Annotated in this window: 20 protein-coding genes and 2 pseudogenes; 13 read left to right on the top strand and 9 right to left on the bottom strand. The window is 62.6% G+C overall.

The genetic code is table 11. The features are described from left to right. Nucleotides 1-139: 139 nt before the first annotated feature. Nucleotides 140-1,009, bottom strand: coding sequence for a LysR family transcriptional regulator (locus X751_RS153645; RefSeq protein ID WP_023744507.1), 870 nt, complete (start codon nt 1,007-1,009; stop codon nt 140-142). 533 nt (nt 1,010-1,542) lie between these two features. On the opposite strand from X751_RS153645, the gene X751_RS153640 reads away from it, so the two are divergent. Beyond that, nucleotides 1,543-2,640: a DUF930 domain-containing protein gene (locus X751_RS153640; RefSeq protein WP_023744509.1), complete on the top strand. Its 1,098-nt coding sequence runs from the start codon at nt 1,543-1,545 to the stop codon at nt 2,638-2,640. Between the two features lie 73 nt (nt 2,641-2,713). Here the strand turns inward: X751_RS153640 and X751_RS153635 are convergent, their stop codons facing one another. The 6 genes from X751_RS153635 to X751_RS153610 all read right to left on the bottom strand — a co-directional run bounded on the left by X751_RS153635 (nt 2,714) and on the right by X751_RS153610 (nt 9,304). Next, nucleotides 2,714-3,457 (bottom strand): ribonuclease activity regulator RraA, encoded by a 744-nt coding sequence (locus X751_RS153635; protein WP_023744510.1) that lies wholly within the window; start codon nt 3,455-3,457, stop codon nt 2,714-2,716. 23 nt (nt 3,458-3,480) lie between these two features. Beyond that, entirely contained in the window at nt 3,481-4,644 is a 1,164-nt protein-coding gene (locus X751_RS153630; RefSeq protein WP_023712168.1) for a mandelate racemase/muconate lactonizing enzyme family protein, read from the bottom strand. Between the two features lie 31 nt (nt 4,645-4,675). Beyond that, nucleotides 4,676-5,773, bottom strand: coding sequence for an ABC transporter ATP-binding protein (locus X751_RS153625; protein WP_023739523.1), 1,098 nt, complete (start codon nt 5,771-5,773; stop codon nt 4,676-4,678). 124 nt (nt 5,774-5,897) lie between these two features. Continuing rightward, nucleotides 5,898-6,788 (bottom strand): carbohydrate ABC transporter permease, encoded by an 891-nt coding sequence (locus X751_RS153620; protein ID WP_023714612.1) that lies wholly within the window; start codon nt 6,786-6,788, stop codon nt 5,898-5,900. After that, the gene (locus X751_RS153615) at nt 6,785-7,744 is read right to left on the bottom strand and encodes a sugar ABC transporter permease (protein WP_023744511.1); all 960 of its coding nucleotides are present in this window, start codon (nt 7,742-7,744) and stop codon (nt 6,785-6,787) included. The genes X751_RS153620 and X751_RS153615 overlap by 4 nt, the downstream gene beginning before the upstream one ends. 81 nt (nt 7,745-7,825) lie before the next feature. Then, entirely contained in the window at nt 7,826-9,304 is a 1,479-nt protein-coding gene (locus X751_RS153610; protein ID WP_023668101.1) for a sugar ABC transporter substrate-binding protein, read from the bottom strand. A gap of 203 nt (nt 9,305-9,507) precedes the next feature. Between X751_RS153610 and X751_RS153605 the strand changes: the two genes are divergently transcribed. The 5 genes and pseudogenes from X751_RS153605 (at nt 9,508) to X751_RS153590 (ending at nt 14,449) form a co-directional block, all read left to right on the top strand. After that, nucleotides 9,508-10,218: a GntR family transcriptional regulator gene (locus X751_RS153605; protein ID WP_023681193.1), complete on the top strand. Its 711-nt coding sequence runs from the start codon at nt 9,508-9,510 to the stop codon at nt 10,216-10,218. A gap of 54 nt (nt 10,219-10,272) precedes the next feature. Further along, nucleotides 10,273-11,439, top strand: a complete 1,167-nt coding sequence (locus X751_RS153600; protein ID WP_023725476.1) for a mandelate racemase/muconate lactonizing enzyme family protein — start codon at nt 10,273-10,275, stop codon at nt 11,437-11,439. Between the two features lie 56 nt (nt 11,440-11,495). Next, a pseudogene (locus X751_RS01000000163715) lies at nt 11,496-12,864 on the top strand (mandelate racemase/muconate lactonizing enzyme family protein). Nucleotides 12,865-12,911: 47 nt separating this feature from the next. After that, nucleotides 12,912-13,238 carry an NIPSNAP family protein gene (locus tag X751_RS153595; RefSeq protein WP_023744512.1) on the top strand — a complete coding sequence of 109 codons (327 nt, stop codon included), beginning with the start codon at nt 12,912-12,914 and terminating at the stop codon, nt 13,236-13,238. 8 nt (nt 13,239-13,246) lie between these two features. Then, nucleotides 13,247-14,449 (top strand): mandelate racemase/muconate lactonizing enzyme family protein, encoded by a 1,203-nt coding sequence (locus tag X751_RS153590; protein ID WP_023744513.1) that lies wholly within the window; start codon nt 13,247-13,249, stop codon nt 14,447-14,449. A gap of 74 nt (nt 14,450-14,523) precedes the next feature. Here the strand turns inward: X751_RS153590 and X751_RS01000000163720 are convergent, their stop codons facing one another. Continuing rightward, nucleotides 14,524-15,162: a MarR family winged helix-turn-helix transcriptional regulator gene (locus X751_RS01000000163720; RefSeq protein ID WP_023744514.1), complete on the bottom strand. Its 639-nt coding sequence runs from the start codon at nt 15,160-15,162 to the stop codon at nt 14,524-14,526. Nucleotides 15,163-15,398: 236 nt separating this feature from the next. On the opposite strand from X751_RS01000000163720, the pseudogene X751_RS1000000168440 reads away from it, so the two are divergent. From X751_RS1000000168440 to X751_RS153585, 3 genes and pseudogenes are all read left to right on the top strand, one after another. Continuing rightward, nucleotides 15,399-15,803, top strand: a pseudogene (locus X751_RS1000000168440) (MFS transporter); the annotation flags it as partial. Between the two features lie 109 nt (nt 15,804-15,912). After that, complete coding sequence (locus tag X751_RS1000000168445; RefSeq protein WP_280806699.1) at nt 15,913-16,797, top strand: MFS transporter; 885 nt, start codon at nt 15,913-15,915, stop codon at nt 16,795-16,797. Between the two features lie 69 nt (nt 16,798-16,866). Continuing rightward, entirely contained in the window at nt 16,867-17,703 is an 837-nt protein-coding gene (locus X751_RS153585) for an amidohydrolase (protein WP_023744515.1), read from the top strand. Between the two features lie 55 nt (nt 17,704-17,758). On the opposite strand, the gene X751_RS153580 is transcribed toward X751_RS153585, so the two are convergent. Continuing rightward, a complete protein-coding gene (locus X751_RS153580) occupies nt 17,759-18,544 on the bottom strand; it encodes a glucose 1-dehydrogenase (protein WP_023744516.1) in 786 nt (261 codons plus the stop codon). 83 nt (nt 18,545-18,627) lie between these two features. Between X751_RS153580 and uxuA the strand changes: the two genes are divergently transcribed. The 4 genes from uxuA to X751_RS153560 all read left to right on the top strand — a co-directional run bounded on the left by uxuA (nt 18,628) and on the right by X751_RS153560 (nt 24,266). Then, nucleotides 18,628-19,812, top strand: coding sequence for a mannonate dehydratase (uxuA, locus tag X751_RS153575; RefSeq protein WP_023744517.1), 1,185 nt, complete (start codon nt 18,628-18,630; stop codon nt 19,810-19,812). Between the two features lie 203 nt (nt 19,813-20,015). Beyond that, nucleotides 20,016-21,305: a D-arabinono-1,4-lactone oxidase gene (locus X751_RS153570; protein ID WP_023744518.1), complete on the top strand. Its 1,290-nt coding sequence runs from the start codon at nt 20,016-20,018 to the stop codon at nt 21,303-21,305. Continuing rightward, nucleotides 21,302-22,474 (top strand): alanine racemase, encoded by a 1,173-nt coding sequence (locus X751_RS153565; RefSeq protein WP_023804885.1) that lies wholly within the window; start codon nt 21,302-21,304, stop codon nt 22,472-22,474. Before X751_RS153570 ends, X751_RS153565 begins: the two co-directional genes overlap by 4 nt. Before the next feature lie 79 nt (nt 22,475-22,553). After that, on the top strand, nt 22,554-24,266 hold the full coding sequence (locus tag X751_RS153560; protein WP_050592359.1) for an aldehyde dehydrogenase family protein: 1,713 nt from the start codon (nt 22,554-22,556) through the stop codon (nt 24,264-24,266). Nucleotides 24,267-24,304: the final 38 nt, after the last annotated feature.

The following is a 24,304-nucleotide window of genomic DNA, read 5'->3' on the forward strand; positions in this document are numbered from 1 at the left end:
GAGTCTCCAGCCAATTTCCGGAATTGGCCCGTTCTGGCCAGCGAAAATCCACAATCCGGGATCCAACCCCTTCAAGCTTCACGCGCCCGCCTCACGCGCCAGAACCTTGAGAATCTGGCGGCCGATCGACGCCTGAGGCTTAGCGGATCGGCATCTTGCCGCGAAACAACGGCTGATAGGCCCGCATCAGAGCGGCAATCCGGTCGGCAATCTTTCGTACTGGCGGGGAGTGGCGTTCCTCATGATGGGTGACGATCCACTGGTCGGTTTCGAGTTCGGGGATAGGCTGAGCGACGCGAACCAGCCGCGGATCGCTGTCGCCGACGAAACACGGAAACACGGAAAGGCCGGCGCCCGCGGCCACAAGTTCTCGCACCGAATGGGTGTTGTTGCCTCGCACGGCGATGCGGTCGCCGTGATGGGCTTGCAGCCAGCGCGCCGAGGCGACGTTTGCTCCTTCGCCGGTGACGCCGACGAACAAGCCGGCAGCGATGCCGTTGATCAGGTGGCGTCCGGAATAAATGGCATACGCGACCTTGCCGCTCTGGCGGCCGGCCAGCCACTGTTCGGTTGGACGCTCGCTGCGGATGCCGATATCGGCGGCGCGGCGACCGATGTCGACCCGGTCGGTGGTGGTGACGAGTTCCACCCTGATGCCGTCATCGACCGTCCAGATTTCGCCGATATGGGCCGAAACGAAGGCCGAGGTCCAAGGCCCGGCCGAGACGCGGACAATGCGGTCGGGCAGGTTTCCCTCGCGCCAGCGGGTCAGCGACTGCATTGCTGCTTCGACGTCTTCGGCGCGCCGCAGCAGTTCTTCACCGACCGGGGTTAGCCGGTAGCCGGTCTGCTGCCGTACGAACAGCGCTTCGCCGATCTGCTTTTCGAGCGCGGTGACGCGTCGTCCGAGTGTGGCTGCGCTGAGGCGCGTGGTTGCCGTAGCCGCGCTCAGGCCACCCAGCCGCGCAACGTCGAGAAACAACCTCAGATCGTCCCAGCCAATATCCATTTTGCAGAAATGAAAAACTCCTTGCGACCGTGGCTGTAGCGCGAAGCGGACATCATGCGCAAGTATGCAGCCATTGGAGGCGTTGGATAATCCTGCCCTGGCAGGAAAATGACAGGCACGCCTCGGTGGCCAGGAAGTCAGCCCAATCCGTTCGATCGTGCATACGCTTTGCGCGATTGCTTTGCGTTTTCGACCAATCCAAGAGCGTGGGTATCCCGCTCGCCAAGGAGACGATCATGTTGCATGAACTTCGACACCGTTTCGCCCGCTGGCTTGCCTATCGCCAGACGCTTGCGAACTTGAGGCGGCTTCCAGACAGCATATTGGCGGATGCGGGCCTTTCTCGCGAAGAGCTCCGCGAGCGTGCCCGCGACGCCAGCCTGCGTCGCTGAGATTGGTGGCGGGCATGCAGAGAATGGAGCCGGCGGCGAGAAGCAATCAGGCGTCGTCTCCTCACTGCTGAGCTGCGGCTGAATGCGCCAATACGGTTGCCACGCTTGATGCCGCCGCAGTTTCGCTCCACATCGTGAGGGATGAAGACCGAGAAATCCGAGCGGCGTCGGACCTTGCTGTGGGCCTTGCCCGCATCGCTGGTCCTGCATGCGCTCATCACCGCGTTCCTGGTCTATGGCCTGCCCGTTCCTGCCCAGCAGCCGCAGGAGGAGGAACCGGTCAATGTCGCACTCGTCCCGCCACCCGAACCGCCGAAGCCGAAACCCGCTCCCGCGCCGCGTCCACCGCAACCCGACAAGCCGCCGGAGCAGAAGGTTGAAAAGCCGGCACCGGAAAAGCTGCCGCCAATCGAGGTCCTGAAGCCTGTTTTTCAGTTCGGCGACAAAGACACTGGCCCCAAAAAATCCTTGAATGGAGGCAGCGCTCAAGACAATGTGCCATCGCCGGCCAAGGATAACGAGCCACAGTCGGCTGTCGCGCCAAAGGATGCGGAGAGTAAACCCGCCCCAGCGCCAGACCCCGGAGAGCCGACAGAGTCAGCCAAGACTAATGAGAAGCCGGAAGCGGACAAACAGGAGGCTGCGACCCCACCCTCTGACAAACAGGCATCCGCGGCCGCAATGCCTTTGGCTGCCCCTGGGGACAACGGTGAGATCGAGCTTCCCGCGTCGGCTCAGGCGCCTCGGACCAAACCCGAAAACGTGCCGAAACCCCGCCCCGCAAAGGCTACGAAGTCAGGACGCGGAATCACCGAAGAGCCAAACTCCACGGACGTGGCCGCGGCTACACCGCGGCCATATTCGGGCCTTCCGGGCGTTCGCAAACTCTTTTCGCAAGGCGCCACCGGTGATGTGTTCGCAACGAACTCGATGGCCGACGTGCCTCGCGATCAACGGGCCGCCAGACTTTGCGCCAGCGTTCTGGAGCAAGAGTTGAACGACGCCTCTTATTCTCCCCAATTGATCCCAAGCATTCCGCTTAAGGCCGGCAATGTTCTTGACGCCCCCGACACCGCTTTCCGGACGGCAACGACATGGTACCATCTGAGCTTCCGATGCGGTATCGACATCAATGCGACGCGGGTCACGTCGTTCGCCTTCCGTGTCGGAGCCGCCGCCTCGCCCGACGAAAGCGCCTTTCTTGATCGGGACGTTCGTCGGCGGCGCGGTCCCGGCTGAGACGGCTTCCCAGTAGTCTGTCGGGGCGCACATCAAGTTTCACCGCACATATGGATCGTCTTGAATGCCTGCTTCAATCCGCCGGGCGATTGGCTTTGCGCCACTCCTCATATTCGCCGCGGGCATCGTCATGCAGCGGATAGTAGCGCTGCAGCGGGGCGCCCTGCATGAGCTTCTCGCGCGAGAACTCCTCCCAATCGTGATGTTTTTTCGATTCTTCAATTACCTTTGCCGCCATTGCGACGGGAAGCACAACCGCCCCGTCGTCGTCTGCGATGATAATGTCGCCCGGGATCACCGTGACACCACCACAGGCTATCGGAACGTTGACGGCGTTCGGATAGATGCTGGTTTGCACATGGTAGTTGGGCGTCCAGCCGCGCAGCCATAGGGGCAGATCGAGCTTCTCGACATTGGGCCGGTCGCGCATGCAGCCGTCGATTACGATGCCCGCGCCGCCTCTGCCCTTGAAATAGGTCGACATCATATCGCCGAAGACGCCCGAGCTCATGTCGCCGCGCGCGTCGACGACGACCACATCGCCTTCCTGCGCGTTATAGAGCACGTGCCGGTGCAGTTGCGTTTCCGGGTCGGCGTATTCTCCCTCGCTGAAGAGGTCCGGCCGCTGCGGCAGGAACTGCAGCGTCAGCGCCGGCCCGACGATCGACTTCCCATGGTTCTGCGCCACCGGACCGACCATGTGAGGATTGCGGAAACCCATGTGGCCCAGCGTGCCGGCAACCGTCGCGGCGCCGATTTCCCTCAGGGCGTCAATGAGGTCTTTGGACGGTCGCGTGATGTCAGGGATATGCGTCATTGTGGACTCCGGTTGAGATGGAACTACCAGTTCGTAACAGACCCGTCCCGGCGCCTGAGGTGAGGCGCTTCCCAGAAACGAAAAGCCTCCGCCTGGACCGCCGCTTCGTTGACCTCGACGCCGAGGCCCGGCAGGTCGCTGACCGGATAGTCGGCACCGTCGAGCCGTGGCTGCACGGGGAAGAAGTCGGAATTGTCGAAGCCCAGCTTCGTCTCGGGTTCCCTGGTCTCGAGCCACGCGAAGTTGGGTACGGCGGCGGCGAGATGCAGGGTCGCGGCCGTGCACACCGGACCAAGCGGATTGTGCGGCATCAGGTCGACATAGTGCGCCTCGCTCCAGCCGGCGACTTTCATCGCCTCGGTGAGCCCGCCGACATTGCAGACATCGAGACGGTTGAACTGATGGATGCCGCGCTCGATGTAGGGCAGGAACTGCCACTTGCTGGCAAATTCCTCGCCGATGGCAAAGGGAATGTCGGTCATCCTGCGCAGGGATTCGTAGGCTTCAGGTGTCTCGTCGCGGATCGGCTCCTCGAGAAAATCAAGCACGCCGCGGCCGAGCTTGTTGCAGAAGCTCGCCGCCTCTGCCACCGACAGCCGATGATGATAGTCGATGCCGAGGACGACGTCGTCGCCCAGCGCCTCGCGCGCCTTGTTCAGCATGCTTGCGGTAGCGCCGATCGACTCGCGGGGTTCGAAGATGTCCCTGCTGCTTTGCCCTGCGGGGAAGAAGCGGATCGCCTGCCACCCCCGTGCGCGCAGCTCCCGGGCTCGTTCGACGGCGGCATCGCCCTCGGCCTCGTCTCCGGTCGAGGCGAAGGTGGGGATGCGATCGCGCTGCTTGCCGCCCAGCAGTTCGTAGACCGGCACCCCCAGCGCCTTGCCCTTGATGTCGTGCAGGGCGATGTCGATGGCGGAGATCGCCGCCTGCAGAACGCGCCCGCCTTCGAAGTACTGGCTGCGATATGCCTCCTGCCAGATCCGCCCGATCTGCATAGGATCGCGGCCGATGAGAAATTCGCGATAATGCTCGACCGCGCCGGCAACGGCCTTTTCGCGCCCGCTCAAGCCGCTCTCGCCCCAGCCGAAGACGCCTTGGTCGGTCTCGATCTTGACGAGCATCTGATTACGCGTTCCAACCCATACAGGATAGGGTTTGATCGCGGTGATCTTAAGCTTTTCAGTCATCCCCAACCTTCCCAATGAACCCCGTCTTGTCTCAGCCGGCCTTGAGGGCCAGTTCAGTTTCGCCATCGAACAGATGCAGCCGCTCCTGGTCGAACTCGAGCCAGATCTGCTCGTCAGGTGCGACGGCGATGTTGGGGGACACGCTGATGTTGACGATGGCGCCTGACAGCAACGCCTGCACGAAGGTGACGTCTCCGGTCGGCTCCACTGTATAGGCCCTGGCCGGGACGCTGCCTGGCACCGCGCTCTTGTGGAGCCTGATGGTCGAGTGACGTGCGCCGAGCACGACTTTCCTCGACGTTGCCTTCGCAACCTTCCGGGCGTTGAGCGGCGAGAGCTCAAGGCTCCAGCCCTCCGCGCCGGTCAACGCAGTGTTGCCGTTTGCTGTCGATGCCTCCAGTGGAACAAGGCTCATCGCCGGGCTGCCGATGAAGCTGGCGACGAACATGTTCACCGGATGGGCAAAGACCTGCGCCGGAGAATCGTATTGCAACAGGTAGCCGCCGTTCATCACCGCCATCTTGTCGGCCATGGTCACGGCTTCGAGCTGGTCGTGCGTGACATAGATGATGGTCGCCTTGAGGTCCTGGTGGAAGCGCTTGATCTCCGAGCGCATCTGGACGCGCAGTTTGGCGTCGAGGTTGGAGAGCGGCTCGTCCATGAGGAAAACGGCAGGGTCGCGGACGAGGGCGCGCCCCAAGGCGACACGTTGCTGCTGCCCGCCTGAAAGTTCGCGCGGCTTGCGCTCGAGCAGGTGCGTCATGTCGAGCACGCGCGCCGCTTCCTTGACCTTCCTGTCGATCTCGTCCCTGGGCAGCTTGCGCATCTGCAGCGGGAACGCCAGGTTCTTGTAGACCGATTTCTGCGGGTAGAGCGCGTAGTTCTGGAACACCATCGCGATGTCCCGGTCCTTGGGGTCGAGGTCGTTGACCACGCGGTCGCCGATGACGATGTCGCCCGATGTGACCGGGATCAATCCCGCGACAAGATTGAGCGTGGTTGTCTTGCCGCAGCCCGAAGGGCCGACGAGCGCAACGAACTCGCCGTCATTGACCGTCAGCGAAACGTCGTTGACAGCTTTGAAGCCGCCATAGGTCTTGACGAGATCTCTCAGGACCACGTGGGCCATCGGCAACTCCCTACGGCATGATGCCGAAAAGTGTGAAGCGGTTTTCGGACGACATCATGCTCTATCTCTTTGATTTAGAGGCGGATTCAGATTTGAGGTCGAACAGACCTGAAATCATCCGGCTCTAGTGTTTGACCGCGCCTTCTGTAAGGGCGCGTACGAAGTATCGTTGCAGGAGGAGGAACAGCACCACGACGGGCACGCTCATCATGAAGCTGGCCGCCATCAGGCCCGGAAAGTCCGTCGTATTCTCCGAGAAGAAACGCTGTATGCCGACCGGCAGGGTCAACTGCTCGTTCTTGGAAAGGAAGGTGTAGGCATAGATGTACTCGTTCCAGGCGCCAATGAAGGAATAGATCGCGGTGGCGATGATTCCGGGCGTCGAGAGCGGCATCACGATCAGGATGAAGGCCTGGAACCGGGTCGCCCCATCGATCCGCGCCGCCTGCTCGAGCTGCACCGGAATGTTGTCGTAAAAGCCCTTGAGCAGCCAGATCGCCAGCGGCAGGCCGAAGGTGAGATAGGTGAGAATGAGCGAGCCATGCGTGTTCACCAGCCCGATCGCGCGCATCAGGATGAAGAGCGGCACGAGAAAGATCACCGCCGGGAACATGTTGCGCAAAAGCACGGTGAAGAACAGGAAGTTTCGACCGGGGAAACGAAAGCGCGAAAACGCGTAGGCCGCAGGAACGGCCACGATCACCGAAAGGATTGTGGTGACCGTGGACACGTAGAGGCTGTTCCAGAAAAAACGCAGGAAGTCCTGGCCGACGCTGTTTTGCGGATCGAGCAGCTTCTGGTAGCTGGCCAGGGTAGGCTCTTCCGGCCACCATTGCGGCGGGAACTGCATCGCCGCGAAGCCGGACTTGATCGAGGTGATCAGCATCCAGATCATCGGCAACGCGGTGTAAAGCAGCATGAACACGAGGAAGATGCGCCCGGCCCAACGCCATCCGTCGATGCGCATGCGGCGCCGGGCCGGACGTCGAGGGACTGTCTCGACGATCGTGCTCATGCGCTCCCCTCTTTGCGCTCGTTGCCGGCCAGCGCACGGACGTAGAAGTAGCCCAGCACCATCAGCATGAGGAACAGGAGTACCGAATAGGCCGATGCGACGCCCCATCGCTGCCGGCCGAAGGCGAGCTCATAAATGTGGGTGATCCAGATGTGCGAAGCGTTCGACGGCCCGCCACCGGTCATGATCCACGGGATGATGAAGGAATTGAAATTGGCCACTGCGAGCAGCAGGATCGTCACCGTCGAGACGTTGCGCAGATGCGGGAAGGTGACGTGCCAGAAACGCTGCCATTCATTGGCCCCGTCGACTTCCGCGGCGCGCAACAACTGGTCGGGGACCGTCTGCAAACCGGCCATCATCATGATCATGGCAAACGGAAACTCGCGCCAGATATTGACGACGATCAAGGAGGGCAGCACCGTGCTGACGTTGTCGATGAAGTTCGGCGGCCGGTCAGCCAATCCGAGGCCGACCAGCACCGCGCCGATGATGCCGAAGTCCGAATGGTAGATCCACTTCCAGATATAGGAGGCGGCAACCGCGCTGATGACCCAGGGAATGATCAGGATAGCGCGCAGGACACCCCGGCCGATAAACTCGCGGTGGAGGGCCAGCGCGGCGGCAAATCCCAAGGCAAAGGCAACGAAGGTAGATGCGATCGTCCAGATCAGGGTGTTCAAGGTGACTTTCCAGAACACCTGACTGGTGAGGATGGCCGTGTAGTTGTCCAATCCGATGAAGGTCTTGTCGCGGAGCTGCAGGCCAGGCGGCGTCTTAAAGAACGACAGCTCGACCGTGTAGTAGATCGGATAGGCGATGACGATGAGCATCACGGCGATCGCTGGAAGCACGTATGCGTAGTCGGCGCGATGCTCCCAGATATTCCGCAGCATGCCGGAGCTACCGGGTTGCAATCTTCGGCGAGCCTCGGCCTTGCCGGTCACGATCGTCACGATGGCGTGCCCTTGTTCTTCGGAGCAAACCGGCTGCACGCACTATCGGCACAGCCGGTCGGATCGCAGGTCAGGCCCGGACTAGAGTCCGTCCATCAGGTTCTTCACCTTCTCGGCCGCGTCATCCGCTGCCTGGTCGACGGTCATCGCTCCGGTCAGGGCGTTCTGCAGCATGTCCGGGACGATGATATTCATGATCTCGGGCGATTGCGGCAGCGCCGGGAACGGAATGCCGTATGGCAACATCGAGGTGGTGACATCGAGGAACTTGATGTTGTCCAGACGTTCCTTCATCCATTTGGTCTTGAAGCCGTTGAGGTTGCCCGGGTTCGAGCCGGCATACGCCATCTTCAACGACCATTCAGGGCTCGTCCACATGCAGATGATGGCCTTTGCAGCCGGCTCGTCCACCTTGCCGCCCTCGACATATTCGGGCTTCAGGATGTGAATGTTCGAGCCGCCAAACACGACGGCGCGCTTGCCGTCGGGGCCGGTCGGGATCAGGCCATAGCGCATGTTGTCGATGACGGTCTGCGCCTTGTCCTTGTCGGCGCCCGTTGCCTTCTTCTGCAGGTCGAGCATGACGTTATAGTCGGACGGGTGCGAGACCATCATGCCGAGTTGGCCGGCGACGAACAGGGGCTGGTTATCGGCCTGCTGGTTGGTGAGCGCCGAAACCGGAACCGACTTGTCGCGAACATACATGTCGTAGGAGGCTTGCAACGCCGCCTTGCTTTGCGGGCTATTGAGTTCGACCTCCTTATAGGTCGGGTTCGCGGAGGCTTCGTCGAAGACACCGCCGCCATAGGCCCATAGTTGCGGCATGAAGCGGTACGGCGTGTTACCGGCGTTCTTGCGCGCCACGAGGCCGTAGCCGGCAATGCCGAGCTTGTCATGGATCTGCTTGGAATATTTGACGACGTCGTCCCAGGTCGCCGGAGCCTTGTCCGGATCGAGGCCCGCCCGCTTGAAGATGTCGGCGTTCCAGATGAACGCCATCGTCTCATTGTTGGTGGGAATGCCGTAGGTCACGCCATCCCAGGTTACCGCCTTCATGGCGCCGGGCCAGAAATCCTCCGTGGGATAGCCCACATCTTCCGGCTTGAGCGGCTGCAGATAACCCTTCGAGGCGAACTCGGTTCCGCCCAGGATTTGCAGGCGGACCGCCATCGGCGCGGCATTGCCGAGCAGCGCCGTGCGGAACTTGTCGAGAAGGTCGTTGTAGGTGAGGGCCTGATCCTCGAGCTGGATGTTCGGATAGGTCTTGCGGAAGGTCTCGAAGAAATCCTTGTAGTACTGGCGCAGGAGATCGGGGTCGCCCTCGAACACACCCTGATACCAGAACGTCAGTCGCCCCTTGTAGTCGAGCGGAGTGACCTTACCGCAATCGGCGGCCGTGTCGAAATCCTGTGTTCCGGCGATGGAGCGCACATATTCCGGCGACCACTTACTCAAATCGACCGGCGGCGAACCCAATGCCGATCCCGACATCAGCGACGCCATCAAAGCAGTGGCTACAGTGCCGCGCAGGACGGCACCGCCGAGTGTAATCCTCGTCATAGTATCCTCCCAGATTCTCCCATGCCGCCGTGCGCCAAGGGGCTCGTTCGATCGTGCGGGATGCGTCCTCAGCTCAATGTATCCCTTCGATCATCTGGTACGTTTTCAGATCGTGGATTGCCTGTCAACGCACCCGATCGTACATTGTTTGCAAAACCCGTGTATGATATCGAGCATGTGATGTACTAATCGGGGGGGCGGCTTTGGCCGAAACAAGTGATTTCAAAGCAGAGCCACCCGTGGGGATTGATCCCATCGGGGCGTCCAGCGAGGGCGCCTCGCTTTATGAGCTGATCCGGGAAGACATCATCGAGGGACGGCTCGCCGCCAACGAACGGCTTGTGGTCACCGATCTCGCCCGGCGTCACGGCACCTCGACCAACCCCGTACGCGAGGCGCTGCAGCTGTTGCGAGGGGAGGGCTTCGTCACCTTTGTCGCCAACCGTGGCGCGCGCGTCCGGCCCATAGACCAGGATTTTGTCCGGGATATCTACGAGATCGGAGTCCTGATCGAGCCGGCCCTGACGCGATGGTTCGTGAACATGGCGACCGGCGAGGACATCGCCGAACTCGAACGCATCCAGGCTCTGATCGAAGAGAACAACTTCACCGACACATTGCGGCACAGTGAACTGGATACCGCCTTCCACACCGTAATGTACCAGCGCCACTACAACCGCCATGCCGCCGAGCTTTGGTGGAAGCATCGCGAAGTGCTGCGAGCCGTGAGCCGGCGTTTCAATTTCACGCTCGCGCGGCGGGCCGCCATCATGCGTGAACACCGCGAGCTCATCGCGCATATCAAAGCCGGAAATGCCGACGAGGCGGCCGAACTCATTGCCCGCCATGTCGAGGGTTCCGGCCGGCACGTTCTCGAACAGATGCGTGCGCGCAACGCCGCTCGGGCCGGATAGAATTTCCAGCCCAGAAAATCATTGGTCCGGCCATCAGACAGAGGTAGTTGAGAGATGAAAATCACGAGCGTTCGGCCGTGGCTGATCAAGTCCGATGCTTCCTATTGGGGAGAGTTCCTGTTCGTCGAGGTGACGACCGACGAAGGGGTGAGCGGCTGGGGGGAAATCACCACCACCACAAGGCTCGCCAACCGTGCCCTGTGCACGATCTTGCGGCAGATCGGTGTCGCCGTGACAGGCGAGGATCCGGCGCGTATCGAGCATCTCTGGCACAAGATTTTCCGCAGCTTCACCTATATGGGCAGCCGCGGCGCCGCAGTCGAATGCGTGAGCGCTATCGACATAGCGCTCTGGGACATTCGCGGCAAAGTTCTCGGCAAGCCGATCTACGAGCTGCTGGGCGGACCGGTGCGCGACGAAATCGCGCTCTATACCCACCCCAACCAGGCCAAGTTTACCAGCAAGGAGGCTGTGGTTCGCGAAATTCGAGACATCGTCGAATCCGGACACACCGGGCTGAAGTTCGATCCTTTCCCCCACCAGGGCCGCATCGCCGATGGCTTGGCGCGCGAACAGCGGGACGGCTACCTCGATGGCGGCATGACCCGCAAGGACGAGCGCGAGGCTGCCGAACTAACGGCTTTGATCCGTGAAACGGCGGGGCCCGATGTCGACATTCTCATCGACGCGCATGGCCGCTTCGACGTCCCCACCGCCATTCGCCTCTGCCGAAGCCTCGAGGAAGCCGGCCAGATCGACTGGTTCGAGGAGCCTTGCCCGCCCGAGAGCCTCAATGCCCTGAAGCAAGTGCGCGAGAAGGTCAGCGCCCCTATCTCGTGGGGCGAGCGCGGCCACACCAAGTGGGATTTCGTGCCGGTGCTCGAGAACAGGCTTGCCGACTACATCATGCCGGACGTCACCTGGACCGGCGGCATTACCGAACTGAAGAAGATTTCCGCTCTGTGCGAAGCCTATTACATCCCGGTCTCGCCCCATGACGCCGCCGGACCGATCAACGTGGTTGCGGGAGCGCAGGTGATGATGACGGTTCCCAACTTCTACAAGCTCGAAACGTCCGAGTGGAACCTGGACAAATATAATCACCTCATCGACGAGCCACTCGATGTCTCGAACGGCAGCCTCAAGCTGGCGTCGAAGCCGGGTCTCGGTGTCGAGATGAACCGAGACTACCTGCAGGCCCACGAGATAGAGCTTGGCTAGCAACGCTTATGCAGGCCGGGGGTGCGGGGCGCCACCAATCAGAACGAGGATAAGCCATGGCAAAGACGGGTAGCGCCGGCGAGGCGCTCAATCGGGTAAATACGAACTCCAGGCCGAGCGACCTGCGCATCACCGACCTGCGCGTCGCCGAGATCGTCGGCGCGCCGTTCACCTCCGCGCTGGTCAAGATCTACACCAACCAGGGCATTGTTGGTCTCGGCGAAGTGCGCGACGGCGCCAGCGCGACCTATGCGCTGATGCTGAAGAGCCGGCTGCTGGGCGAGAACCCCTGCGACGTCGACCGGCTGTTCCGCCGCATCAAACAATTTGGCGGCCATGGGCGGCAAGGTGGCGGTGTCTCGGCGATCGAGATNGATCGAGATCGCGCTTTGGGACCTCGCCGGCAAGGCGTACGGCGTGCCGATCTACCAGATGCTGGGAGGACGGTTTCGCGACAAGGTGCGTGTCTATTGCGACACCGACGCGGACAAGCCCATCGGCACCGAGACCGGAAAGCGGCTCAAGGCGCGGATGGATCTCGGTTTCACCTTCCTCAAGATGGATCTCGGCCTGGCGCAGATTTCGCACATATCGGGCGCAGTGGTGGCGCCGGCCGGCGTGCTCGACGGTTTCCGCAGCCATGCCGCGCGCGGTCCGGCACGCACGCTGGACGAGCGCCGGGCGCGTAATGCCGCCTATGACGCGCAAAACGTGCCGCATCCCTTCACCGGCCTCCACTTCACCGAAAAGGGCATCGACCTGCTCGACCAATATATCCACGAGGTCCGCGAGGTGATCGGCTACGAGGTTCCGCTCGCCATCGACCATGTCGGCCACATCTCGCTGCAGGACGGCATCCGTCTCGCCCGGCGGATCGAGAAATACGCACCGGCCTGGCTCGAAGACGTGATCCCCTGGCAATACACCGAGCAGTATCGGCAGTTGCAGCAGGCGACCTCGGTGCCGATCTGCACGGGTGAGGACATCTACCTCAAGGAAGGCTTCGAGCCGCTGCTCAACGCCGGCATCTCGGTCATCCACCCGGATCTGCTGACCACCGGCGGCATCCTCGAGACCAAGAAGATCGGCGACGCGGCGCAGGAGCATGGCGTCGCCATGGCCATTCACATGGCGGAAAGCCCGATCGCGGCAATGGCCGCCGCGCATGTCGCGGTGGCGACGGAAAACTTCATGGCGCTCGAATATCACAGCGTCGAAGTCGACTGGTGGGACGATATCGTCACCGGCCTGCCCAAGCCGCTGGTCAAGGACGGCTTCACCACCGTGCCCGACAAGCCTGGTCTGGGCATCGACGACATCGTCGACGAAGTGATCAGCCAGCACCTGCAGCCCGGCGTCACCGGCATCTGGCAACCGACCGATCACTGGGACGACGAATACTCCTGGGACCGCACCTGGAGCTGACTCTACACTTCTCTCCTCGGAGGGAGAGGTGAACAGAAGGATGGACCATGATCTACGAACTTCGCATTTACGACTGCGTGCCGGGCCAGCTGCCGGCGCTGCTCAGGCGTTTCAACGACCATACCTTGGCGCTGTGGGATAGACATGGCATTCGCCAGGCCGGGTTCTTCACCACGGTGGTCGGCGAAAGCAGCAATCGACTGACCTATTTCATCGCCTGGGAATCCCTTGCCGAGCGCGAAGTGAAATGGAAGGCCTTCACCACCGATCCGGCATGGCTCGAGGCCCGCGACGAGTCCGAGCGCGATGGCCCGATCCTGGCCAATATTTCCAGCCAGTTTCTCGCGCCAACCGCCTTCTCGTCGGTGAAATAGAGGACATCATGAAGATCACCGATCTCAGGTGCGCCGTCATCGGCAAGCATCCCATCGTGCGCATCGTCACCGACGAAGGCCTCCATGGCCTCGGCGAGGTTGAGTACACCAAGTCTTATCTCAAGCCCTGGGTGCTGCATTTCCGCGACGCGCTGATCGGCGAGGACCCGACCGATGTCGAACGCGTGATGTTGAAAATCCGCCAGCGCGGCTCGTTCAAGCCCTACGGCGCCGCCGTCAGCGCTATCGAGCATGCTCTGTGGGACATCGCCGGCAAGGCGGCAGGCGTTCCGGTCTACAAGCTGCTCGGCGGCAAGGTGCGCGACAAGGTGCGGGTCTATAACGGTTCCATCCGCAAGAAGCGCACCGGCGACAGGCCGGAGGATTACGCGGCCGACGTCAAATGGATGATGGAGCGGCCGGAAAACTTCTTCATGGTCAAGCAAGGCATCAGCTTTCATTCCAACATGAAGACCAGCGTCCCCGACTTCCACTACGGCGTGCGTCAGCCGCCGACCTATCACGGCGCGATGGACCAGGGGCAGATCAGCGAGCGCGGCATGGCGCATATGATCGAATGCGTCATCGCCATGAAGGAGGTGCTCGGCGACAAGGTCTCGCTGGCGCTGGATTGCGGCCCCGGCTGGTTCCTGCCGGACGCCATCCGCTTCGCTCAGGCGGTGGAAAAACACAATCTGATGTGGCTGGAGGACATGCTGACCGGCGACTACGTGCCGTGGGTCAACCCGCAAGCCTACCGCGAACTCACCACATCGACGTCCACCCCCATCCACACCGGCGAGCAGATCTACCTGCGCCATAACTTCAAGGAACTGATCGAGACCCAGGCGGTCCGTGTCATCGGTCCGGACCCCGCCGATATCGGCGGCATCGCCGAGCTCAAATGGGTGGCCGAGCACGCCTACATGCACTCGATCATGATGGCGCCGCACGGCACGGCGAACGGTCTGCTGGGCCTCGGTGCGCTGATCAATGTCTGCGCCACGCTGCCGGCCAACTACATCGCCTTCGAATATCCCAGCGCCTCCGACCCCTGGTGGGAGGACATCGTCATCGGCCTGCCCAAGGGGCAGATCGTCAGGGACAGTATGGTCGACCTGCTCGAAGCTCCGGGACTCGGCCTCGACATCGATGCCAAAGCGGCGAAGAAATACCTGTCGGAAGAGGACGCCGGTTTCTTCGACCGATAACGATCCGAGGCGACCTGAGCGTCAAGGGCTATCGAACGGCTCGCACACATGGGTGAGCGTCCACGCCGTGCCGCCTATTTCGTTTCGGGCAGCATCTCGTCCATCAACTGCTTGACGGCCTCGGCGGATCTTTTCATCCCGGCTTCGTCCATGGCCCAACCGGCGAAGCGTTCCAGCAAGGTGGCGAACCTTACTAGGTCCTGCTCATCCCACTGTGCCAGCGATCCGGCGAAAATCCGCCATTTGGTCTGGCGCACCGCCGCCACGAGGCGCTCACCCTTGGCGGTGAGTTTGAGGCAGATGCGGCGGGCATCGCGTTGCGATGCGACACGGCAGGCATAGCCGCGTTCGACGAGGTCGGCCGCGATGCGGCTGGCGCGCGACGGATCGATCTCGAGGCGCTCGGCGATGACGCCAACCGTCACCTCATCCTGCTGGGTAGCGCTGAAAACCGGATTGTTCGCGATGGCGCTGATCGCATCGAGATGGCTCACTTCCAGCGAAGGGTCTACGCGCGCCAGGATCATGCGGCCGAAGTCGCGGCGCTGGATCGAGCGGCGCACCTTGCTCATTACCGCATCGATGGCGGCCACGGCCTCGGCCGCCGGTTCGGACAGGCCGCTGCCGCGCGCCAGACCGGCGAGGTCCCGATCGCCGCGCGTCTGGAACAGGGATGGAAATCGGTCCGGACTGCTGGATGCGTTGCTGCTCATCCATAGCGCGTTAGCAAGAATATATGCTGATGTCAATTATATGCTGAGCGCACATATCTGGTTGACACCTCTCGGCTGTGGGCACATAAATCGCGCCCCAAGCTACGGAGACACCGATGACTGTCGAGCAGACGCTGCCGGACGCGCGGCCCGTTGAGGCCCAAGTCAGGCCCGACCTTACGACCTTGATCGTCTATTTCGGCGCGCTGATCGCCATGTTCATGGCAACCATCGACATGCAGATCGTCGTCACCGCCTTGCCCACCATTGCCGGCGAACTCGGCAATCTGCATTTGTTCGGCTGGGTCGGTGCCGCCTACCTGCTCTCGACCGCCGCGGTCTCGCCATTCTACGGCAAGCTCGGCGACATGTATGGCCGCAAGAATGTCGTGCTGACGGCGATCGGCCTGTTCCTGCTGGGCTCGCTGGTCTGCGGCATGGCATGGTCGATGGAGAGCCTCATCGCCGCGCGCGTGCTGCAAGGCATCGGCGGCGGCGGCCTGATGGTCTCGGCCTTCGCCATGATCGGCGAACTGTTTTCGCCGCGCGACCGCGCGAAATATCAGGGCTACAGTTCGGCGGTGTTCGCGCTGTCATCAGTGCTCGGCCCGCTGGCCGGCGGCTACATCACCAGCCTGTTCGGCTGGCGCTGGGTGTTCCTGGTCAATCTGCCGATAGGCATCATCGTGCTGGCGGTGCTGGCGCAGCCGGTTCAACGAAAAGCGGCACCGCATCGACTATCTCGGCGGCGTGCTGCTCGCCACCGGCACGACGGCGATCGTCTATTGGGGCTATCATGTGCTCGACCCCAGCGGGCCGGACCTGCTCACCTTCGTATTGCCACTCCTCGCGCTGGTCGCCATCACCTTGTTCATCATGGTGGAGCGCCGGGCCGAAGAGCCGATCGTGCCGTTGCGGCTGTTCGGCAATTCGACGGTCAGCATCGTCTCGGGCGTGTCGCTGGTCGCCGGAACGGTGACGCTGGGCATGTTCTTCTATTTCGCCCTCTACATGCAGACGCTGACGGGTCTCAGCCCGGCCGAAGTCGGCTTCCTGTTCCTGCCGGCGTCGCTGACATCGATGGTCATCTCGATCGTCGCCGGGCGGGTAATTGCCGCAACCGGACGCTACAAATGGATGCCGGTGGTCGCCATGGGTATTGGCGGGTTTCTGATGCTGGGCTTTGTCCTCACCAACCAGCACACGCCGATCTGGGTGCTGGCAACGATGATGGCTGTGTTCGGCATCAGCATGGGCCTGCAGTTCCAGGTGCTGATCGTGGCGATCCAGGCGGCGGCACCGCTGCAGGATATCGGCGCGGTGACGTCGCTGATCACCCAGGCGCGGACGCTCGGAGCATCGCTGGGTCTGGCGCTGAACGGCGCGGTGATGATCTGGGCGCTGAACCGGCAGACAGCCGAGCTTCCTGCAGACGCCGCCGCCCGGCTGCCGGGTGGCCTGAACGGGTTGACGCCGCACCTCGCATCGAGCCTGCCGGGCGCGATCCGCGAAGTGGTGCTCGACCATTACTCCAGTGGCTTCAACGTGATGTTCATCTGGGTGGCGGCGCTCTATTTCGTCGCCATGGGGCTGACGCTGCTGCTCGAGGACAAAGAGATCCCGAAGCGGGCCTGAGCCAAAGCTTGTGTCATGCGCTGGGTTTAGGCATTTGGCGATGATCTGAAATCACCGAGGAGGACAGCCATGATCATCGACACTCATCTGCACCTGATCGACCTGTCGGCGCTGCGCTATCCCTGGCTCAGCCGCGAGCCGGCGCTCAACCGCGATTTCCCGCACGCAGAATATGCGATCCAGGCCCGCCGGGCCGGCATCGAGGCCGCGCTGCATATGGAGGTCGACGTCGATGAAGCCGACATCCAGGCCGAGACCAGCCATGTGAAGGCGCAGTCGCTGGAGAAGGGCAGTCTCTTGCGCGGGGCGATCGCCTCCTGCCGCCCGGAGGAGGCCGGTTTCGCCGCCTATCTCGAGCGCCAGCAGGCCGATCCCTTCGTCAAGGGGTTCCGTCGCGTGCTGCACGTCATGCCGGACGAGCTTTCGGACAGCGCGCTGTTTCGCGAAAACATCAAGCGGCTTGCCGGCACCGGCCTGACCTTCGACCTCGTCGTGCTGCCGCATCAGATTCCGCTAGCGATTGCGCTTGCCGATCTCGCGCCGGACGTACAGTTCGTGCTCGACCATTGCGGTGTGCCCGACATCAAGGGCAGCAACGAGCATCCGTGGCGCGAGCATATGACCGAGATCGCGCGGCGTCCCAATGTCATCGGCAAGATCTCCGGCGTCGTCGCCTATGCCGATGCCGGCTCATGGACCGTCGAGACCTTGCGCCCCTATGTCGAACACACGATCGGCTGCTTCGGCTGGGACCGCGTCGTGTGGGGCAGCGACTGGCCGGTGTGCACGCTTGGCGGTGGCCTTGCGACCTGGGTGACAGCGACGCATGCGCTGATCGCGGGAGCCAGTCCCGACGAACGGGCGAAGCTGCTTTCGGGCAATGCCAGGCGGACGTGGAAGCTATAGAGGCGGTACATAGCGCTCGAGATCGCCGGCAAGCGTGCAGAGCACGATCAGTGCTCTATCTGACGCCGATGCCGGCGGTCAGTCCGCCATCAATCCTGTAGTCCGCGCCGGTGCAGAAGCCGGCCTTCGACGAGCAAAGGAAGGCGATGAGTTCCGCCACTTCCTCCGGTTCGCCGATGCGGCCGAGCGGATGCGCCGCGCCGAAGCGCTTGTAGGCCTCTTCGACATCGGCATCGCTGCCGCCGTCGCCGCGCGCGGCCTTCTCCAGGATCGGCGTGCGGATCGAGCCCGGGCTGACCGAATTCACCCGGATGCCTGATGCCGCATAGTCGAGCGCCAGCGAGCGGGTCAGCGTGTGGATGGCCCCTTTGGTCGTGGCATAGGCGGCGACGTTCTGCTGGCAGGCAAAACCCTGCACCGAGGCGACGTTGACGATGGCGCCGCCACCGCGCTTGATCATTTCGGGGATGCCGAAATGCGCGGTCAGGTAGATCGAGCCGACATTGACCGTCATCGTTCGGTTCCAGGTTTCCCAGTCGGTCGTCGTCGCGGTGCCATAGGGATGGACGGCGGCTGAGTTGACGATGACATCCAGGCCGCCGAACCTTGCGACGCCAGCCGCCACCGCGTCGCGCACCTGGTCGGAAACGGAGACGTCGGTGTCGATGACCAGCACCGCTGCTCCAGCGCTTTCCAGTTGCGCTTTCATCGCCGCATTGGCGGCGCGGTCGATGCCGCAGGCGATGATTGCGGCGCCACCGGCCGCAAGGCGTCTGGCGGTTGCCAGGCCAATGCCGGTCGTCCCCGTCACCAGGGCGACCTTGCCGTCGAAATCCATCATTTCTAAAAACTCCTCCATTTTCTATCGACTCCCATCGGGGTCCAACAATAAGTTGCCAACCTCTCGCAGAAGGAAAGCCGAAAATGGAACAATGCTGGCGCTGGTATGGGCCTGATGATCCGGTGACGCTCGATCATGTCAAGCAGGCGGGCGCCACCGGCGTGGTCTCGGCGCTCCACCATATCTATGACGGCCGGGCGTGGCCTGAGGCCGAAGTGCTGGAGCGCAAGCGCATTATCCAGGAAGCAGGACTGACCTGGTCGGTCGTCGAGAGCATTCCGGTCCACAATTCCTTCAAGATCGGCGCGCAGGAACGCGAGCGCTATGCCGGCTATTACCGCGATTCGATCCGCGCGCTGGCCAAGGCCGGCATCGCCACGATCTGCTACAATTTCATGCCGGTGGTGGACTGGACCCGCACCGATCTAGCCTACCGTCTGCCGACGACAGGCTACGCCCTGCGTTTTGATGCCGTTGATTTCGCCGCCTACGATCTGTTCGTGCTGAAGCGCAAGAACGGAGCTGACAGCTACACGCCGGCGCGTATTGCGCAGGCGGAAGCGCGGCTGAAGGAATTGCCGCCCGAGAAGATCGACCAGATCGAGCGCAATCTGATCGCCGGCCTGCCGGCTACAGAGCGCAAGTATGACCGCGACAGTTTTCGCGAGGCGCTTGCGGACTATGACGGAATCGGGCCGAAGGAGTTGCGCGGCAACCTCGCGTGGTTCCTGCGCGAGATCATTCCGGTGGCGGAAGAGGAGGGGGTGCGCATGTGTATCCACCCCGACGATCCGCCGTTTTCGCTCTACGGCCTGCCGCGCGTCGTTTCGACCGCCGAGGATGCGCGTTTCATTCTCAATGCCGTCGACAGCCAGGCCAATGGGCTGACGTTCTGCACCGGGTCCTACGGCACGCGCGCCGACAACGACATCGTCGCCATGGTCAAGGAATTCGCCGACCGCATCCACTTCGCCCATCTGCGCAACATCACCATCGAGGATGACGGCTCGTTCTACGAGGCCGAGCATCTCGAAGGCGGCACCGACATGGCGCATGTCATCCTGGCGCTGATGCAGGAGGAGGCGCGCCGCCGCAAGGAGGGCCGCGCCGACTGGCAAATCCCGATGCGGCCGGACCATGGCCACCTGCTCGCCGACGATATCGGCAAGACAAGGATCAATCCCGGCTACTCGCTGATCGGCCGCCTGAAGGGCTTGGCCGAATTGCGCGGCATCATGCGGGCCGTGGAAACGTTTGGGCTGGCTTGAAGGGGCAACGAACTTGCGTTCAATGCCGACGCCGGCTCAGCGTGCGTCGCTGTAGATAATGCGGCCGGCGCGGACGCAAGACACCTCCGATTGCCAGGTTGACAGAAAGCTGACAATGTATCATATCCGGAAAAGCTGACTATGTATCATATTATCTAGCGCTAGGAGAAAGACCGGCAAAGCCGGCGCCCCAGGGAGGGATCGTGGGAGAGGCTATCAGCCAGTGGAGCAATTGGTCGGGCTATGTCACGGCCACGCCGCAGGCTTTTGCCGAACCGCAGAGTCTCGATGAGCTGAGTGGTGCCATTCGCAACTCGCCGGGACCAGTTCGATTTGTCGGCACGGGCCATTCCTTTACGCCGCTGGTCAAGAATGACGGCACCATCCTGTCGCTCGACCGCTTCGAGGGCCTGAGGTCGCACGATCCCGAAAAACTGACGGCGCGGGTCGGCGCCGGCACCAAGATCGGCGCGCTGGCAAAGCTGTTGCACGGCGTCGGCCAGGCGCTGCCGAACATGGGCGACATCGACAAGCAGGCGTTCGGCGGGGCGCTCGGCACCGCCACGCACGGCTCGGGCATCACACTTGGCGCGTACCACACCCAGCTCGAGGCGATGCAGATCGTCGACGGGCGTGGCGCGCTGAAAGAGTTCGACCGTGCCAAGAGCCCCGACATGATCGAAGCCATGGGCGCTTCGCTCGGCGCTTTCGGCGCCGTCACCGAAGTGACGATCCGCAACGTGGCGAGCTACCGGATGCGGCACCGCCGCTGGACGGCGCCGATCGCCGATGTGCTTGCGCAATTCGAAAGCACCATGACGGCGCATCGTTCGGCCGAGTTCTACTACGTGCCGTTTTCGGGCCAGGCGCTGCTGATTGCCAGCGACATCACCGAGGCGCCGGCGACGGTGCGTCCGCCGACGGAAGACGACGATGCGGTGACGACGCTGAGAAAACTGCGCGACTATCTCAGCTGGCTCCCTTGGCTGCGCCGCCGTCTCATCTGCTCGGCCTTCGCCAAGGTCCCGGCCGAGGATTATATCGAGGAGTGGCTGAAGGTCTTCACCTCCGAGCGCAACGTCAAGTTCAACGAGATGGAGTACCACCTTCCGTTCGAGGAAGGGGCGGCCGCACTCAGCGAGATCATTGCGCTGCTCGAGACGCGGTTTCCAGAGGTCTATTTTCCGATGGAAGTGCGCGTCGTCGCGCCTGACAATGTCTGGCTCAGTCCCTTCTACAAGCGCCCAACCTGTTCCATCGCCATCCATCACGGCGTCGAGCGCGATCCGATGGCGTTCTTCAACGCCGCCGAGCCGATCTTCAGGAAGCGCGGCGGCCGCCCGCATTGGGGCAAGATGCACAGCCTGACATCAAGGGAATTGAGCGCGCTCTATCCGCGCTGGAACGATGCGATGGCGGTCCGCCGCGAGATGGACCCGGACAACCGCTTCGTGTCGCCCTATATTGCCAGGCTGCTCGGCGTCGCGGCATGAGCCTGACCGACACCTATTTCGCGGAAATGTCGGGCGCGCTCAGGGCAGCCGGGATCTTTCAGCCTTGCCTGGTGCTCGATCTCGACCGGCTCGATCACAACATCGCTGCGATCAAGGCGAAGTTCGCCACGGGCCTCGATCTGCGCCTCGTCGACAAGTCGCTGCCATGCCTGCCGCTGATCGACCATATCCGCGCGGCGTTTGCGACCGACAGGCTGATGACCTTTCATCTGCCGATCAGCGCCGAGATGCTGAAAGTGTTTCCCCAAGTCGATCTCCTGTTGGGCAAGCCGATGCCGGTTGCCGGCGCCAGGCACGCGCTGACGAAGGGCGTTCTCGCCGGGCTCGGCGAAGCTACGTCGCGCATCGTCTGGCTGATCGATGCCGAGGAGCGGCTGGCCGCCTATGGCTCGCTTGCCGCCGAGCTCGACCGCGAGCTGCGCGTCTGCTTCGAGGTCGATGTCGGCCTTCATCGCGGCGGTATCAGCGATCCCGACTCACTGGCCCGGGCAGTTTCCGCGTTGGCGAATTACCCGCGGCTGAAATGCGAAGGCGTCATGGCCTACGAGGCGCATATCGGCCATATCCCCAAACTGCTGGGAGGACCGGCCAAGGCGCGCGTCAAGGCGATCAGCCTGTTTCGCCAGTATGTCGCTTGCCTTGCCGCCGACCGGCGCAAGATCCTCAATCTTGGCGGCAGCAGCACCGCATTGCTCTATGACAGCTGGGTCGGCGCCAATGAATTGTCCATCGGATCGGCTTTTATGCTGCCGACCGATTTCGATGTGCCGAGCCTCAGCCAATTGCGGCCTGCCGCATTCATCGCGACGCCGATCCTGAAGGTGGTCGATGTCCAGGCGCCGGGCCTCGACCAGCGCTCCTGGCTGCTGCAGAAGCTCGGGCTGTTGCCGCGGCGCGGCTGTTTTCTCTACGGCGGAAAATGGATGGCCAAGCCCGTCCATCCCGTGGGGATGAAGACCGACAAGACGTTCGGCTTTTCGACCAATCAGCAATTTATGGCGCTGCCCGACGACGCCAGTGTCGGGCCCGACGACTACGCCTTCCTGCGTCCGACGCAGAGCGAATTCGTGCTACAGCAGTTCGGTTCGATCCAAGTCTATTCCGGCGGTAAGATCGCCGCGCAATGGGCCACACTGCCGTTTTCGTAGAGCAATTCCAGGAAAAGTGTGAAGCGGTTTTCCCACAGGAATTGCGTCAAACAAAGAGATCGAAGTGGAGGAGGATACGATGGTCGCCAAGGCAGTCAGAACTCAGCCCGTGCAGCCTGAATGGGCAGCCGAACTCGACCTCGCGCTCACCGATCTCGACGCCAGGAAAGACGATTGGGCGCAGACCTCGAATGGCGAGCGGATTGCCTTGCTGCGGCAGGTCAAGGATCACATCCGCGAGGTCGCCGAGGCGTGGGTCAAAACCGCGACGCGCAAGAAGGGCATCCCGACCGGCTCGCCGCTGGAAGGCGAAGAATGGCTGGCTGGCCCGGCGGCGCTGATGGATGGCTGCAACCAGTTCATCCACACGCTCAGCCTGATGGAGGGCAAGAAGTTCCTCGACAGACTGCCGGTCCGCACCTTGCCTAGCGGACAGGTGGCGGTGACGGTGGTTCCGAATTCGCTCTGGGACAAGGTGTTGTTCACCGGGCTGAAGGCCGAGATCTGGATGCAGCCCGGCGTGACCAAGGCGAACCTAGCCGCAAACACCGCATCGGCCTATGACGCGCCGCGCACCAGCCGCAAGGGCAAGATCGGCCTCGTGCTCGGCGCCGGCAATGTCGCCTCGATCGCGCCGCTCGACTGCCTGCACAAGCTGCTCGTCGAACATCAGGTCGTCCTGCTCAAGATGAACCCGGTCAATGATTACCTCGTTGATTTCCTGCGGCCGGCGCTGCGGCCGCTGATCGAATTCGGTGCGCTGCGCATCGTGCGCGGCAGCGCCGATGTCGGTGCGTATCTGTGCAACCACGATCTCGTTGACGACATCCACATCACCGGTGCCGCCGCCTCGCATGACGCGATCGTCTGGGGTCCCGGCGAGGAGGGCCGCAAGAACAAGGCGGCGGGCACGCCGCGCAACAGCCGGCGTATCACCTCTGAGCTTGGCGGCGTGGCGCCGACCATCGTGGTGCCCGGCCCATGGTCGAATGCCGACATCGCCTACCATGCCGAACTGATCGCCACACAGAAGCTCAACAATTCCGGTTTCAACTGTATCGCCTGCCAAATGCTCGTGTTGCCCGAACGCTGGGACAAATCCGACGCGCTTCTGGCGGCCCTCGAAAAGGTGATGCAGAAAGCCCCGTCGCGCCCGGCCTATTATCCCGGCGCGACCGAGCGCCTCGCCGCCTTCGAGGCGCATGCCGACAGCGTACAGAAATTCGAGCGGCCCGGCGGGCCGGCCTGCGTGGTGGTGCCGTTCCGGCCGGGCACGGATACCTATCTCGAAAATGCCGAGGTGTTCGCGCCGGCGCTCAGCGTCATGCGGCTGCCGGCGGGCAATGCGGAATCCTATCTGCGCGCCGCTGTCGCCTACGCCAATGAAAAGCTGCACGGCACGCTTGCCGCCAACATCCTCATCCATCCCAGGACGATCGCCGAGATCGGCCGGCAGCGCTTCGAGGAAATCATTGCCGAACTGCGCTATGGCGGCATCGGCATCAATTCCTGGAGCGGCGTTCTGTTCGCGCTGCTGCGCCCGACCTGGGGTGCTTTCCCTGGCCACACGCTCGACGACGTGCAGAGCGGCATCGGCGTCGTCCACAACACCTATTTGTTCGACAGACCGGAACGCAGCGTGCTCGAAGCGCCGTTCCGCATCATGCCGAAGCCGGCCTGGTTCCTGACCCACAAAAGGGCACACATGGTCGGCCGCCTGATCACCGAGTTCAACTACCAGCCGAGCCTCCTGAAGCTGCCGCGCATCATCTGGAACGCGCTGCGCGGCTAGCAACGAGCATCCGATCTCGAAAACAAAAGCCGGCACAG

The organism is Mesorhizobium sp. LNJC394B00, from assembly GCF_000502555.1.
In the GTDB taxonomy this organism is placed as follows: domain Bacteria; phylum Pseudomonadota; class Alphaproteobacteria; order Rhizobiales; family Rhizobiaceae; genus Mesorhizobium.

Coding starts and splice junctions, on each gene's coding strand:
- X751_RS01000000163720 (WP_023744514.1), bottom strand. CDS start 15,162: ATGAGCAGCAACGCATCCAGCAGTCCGGACCGATTTCCATCCCTGTTC.
- X751_RS153610 (WP_023668101.1), bottom strand. CDS start 9,304: ATGACGAGGATTACACTCGGCGGTGCCGTCCTGCGCGGCACTGTAGCC.
- X751_RS153590 (WP_023744513.1), top strand. CDS start 13,247: ATGAAGATCACCGATCTCAGGTGCGCCGTCATCGGCAAGCATCCCATC.
- X751_RS153600 (WP_023725476.1), top strand. CDS start 10,273: ATGAAAATCACGAGCGTTCGGCCGTGGCTGATCAAGTCCGATGCTTCC.
- X751_RS153580 (WP_023744516.1), bottom strand. CDS start 18,544: ATGATGGATTTCGACGGCAAGGTCGCCCTGGTGACGGGGACGACCGGC.
- X751_RS153560 (WP_050592359.1), top strand. CDS start 22,554: ATGGTCGCCAAGGCAGTCAGAACTCAGCCCGTGCAGCCTGAATGGGCA.
- X751_RS153585 (WP_023744515.1), top strand. CDS start 16,867: ATGATCATCGACACTCATCTGCACCTGATCGACCTGTCGGCGCTGCGC.
- X751_RS153645 (WP_023744507.1), bottom strand. CDS start 1,009: ATGGATATTGGCTGGGACGATCTGAGGTTGTTTCTCGACGTTGCGCGG.
- X751_RS153640 (WP_023744509.1), top strand. CDS start 1,543: ATGAAGACCGAGAAATCCGAGCGGCGTCGGACCTTGCTGTGGGCCTTG.
- X751_RS153595 (WP_023744512.1), top strand. CDS start 12,912: ATGATCTACGAACTTCGCATTTACGACTGCGTGCCGGGCCAGCTGCCG.
- X751_RS153625 (WP_023739523.1), bottom strand. CDS start 5,773: ATGGCCCACGTGGTCCTGAGAGATCTCGTCAAGACCTATGGCGGCTTC.
- uxuA (WP_023744517.1), top strand. CDS start 18,628: ATGGAACAATGCTGGCGCTGGTATGGGCCTGATGATCCGGTGACGCTC.
- X751_RS153630 (WP_023712168.1), bottom strand. CDS start 4,644: ATGACTGAAAAGCTTAAGATCACCGCGATCAAACCCTATCCTGTATGG.
- X751_RS153565 (WP_023804885.1), top strand. CDS start 21,302: ATGAGCCTGACCGACACCTATTTCGCGGAAATGTCGGGCGCGCTCAGG.
- X751_RS153635 (WP_023744510.1), bottom strand. CDS start 3,457: ATGACGCATATCCCTGACATCACGCGACCGTCCAAAGACCTCATTGAC.
- X751_RS153620 (WP_023714612.1), bottom strand. CDS start 6,788: ATGAGCACGATCGTCGAGACAGTCCCTCGACGTCCGGCCCGGCGCCGC.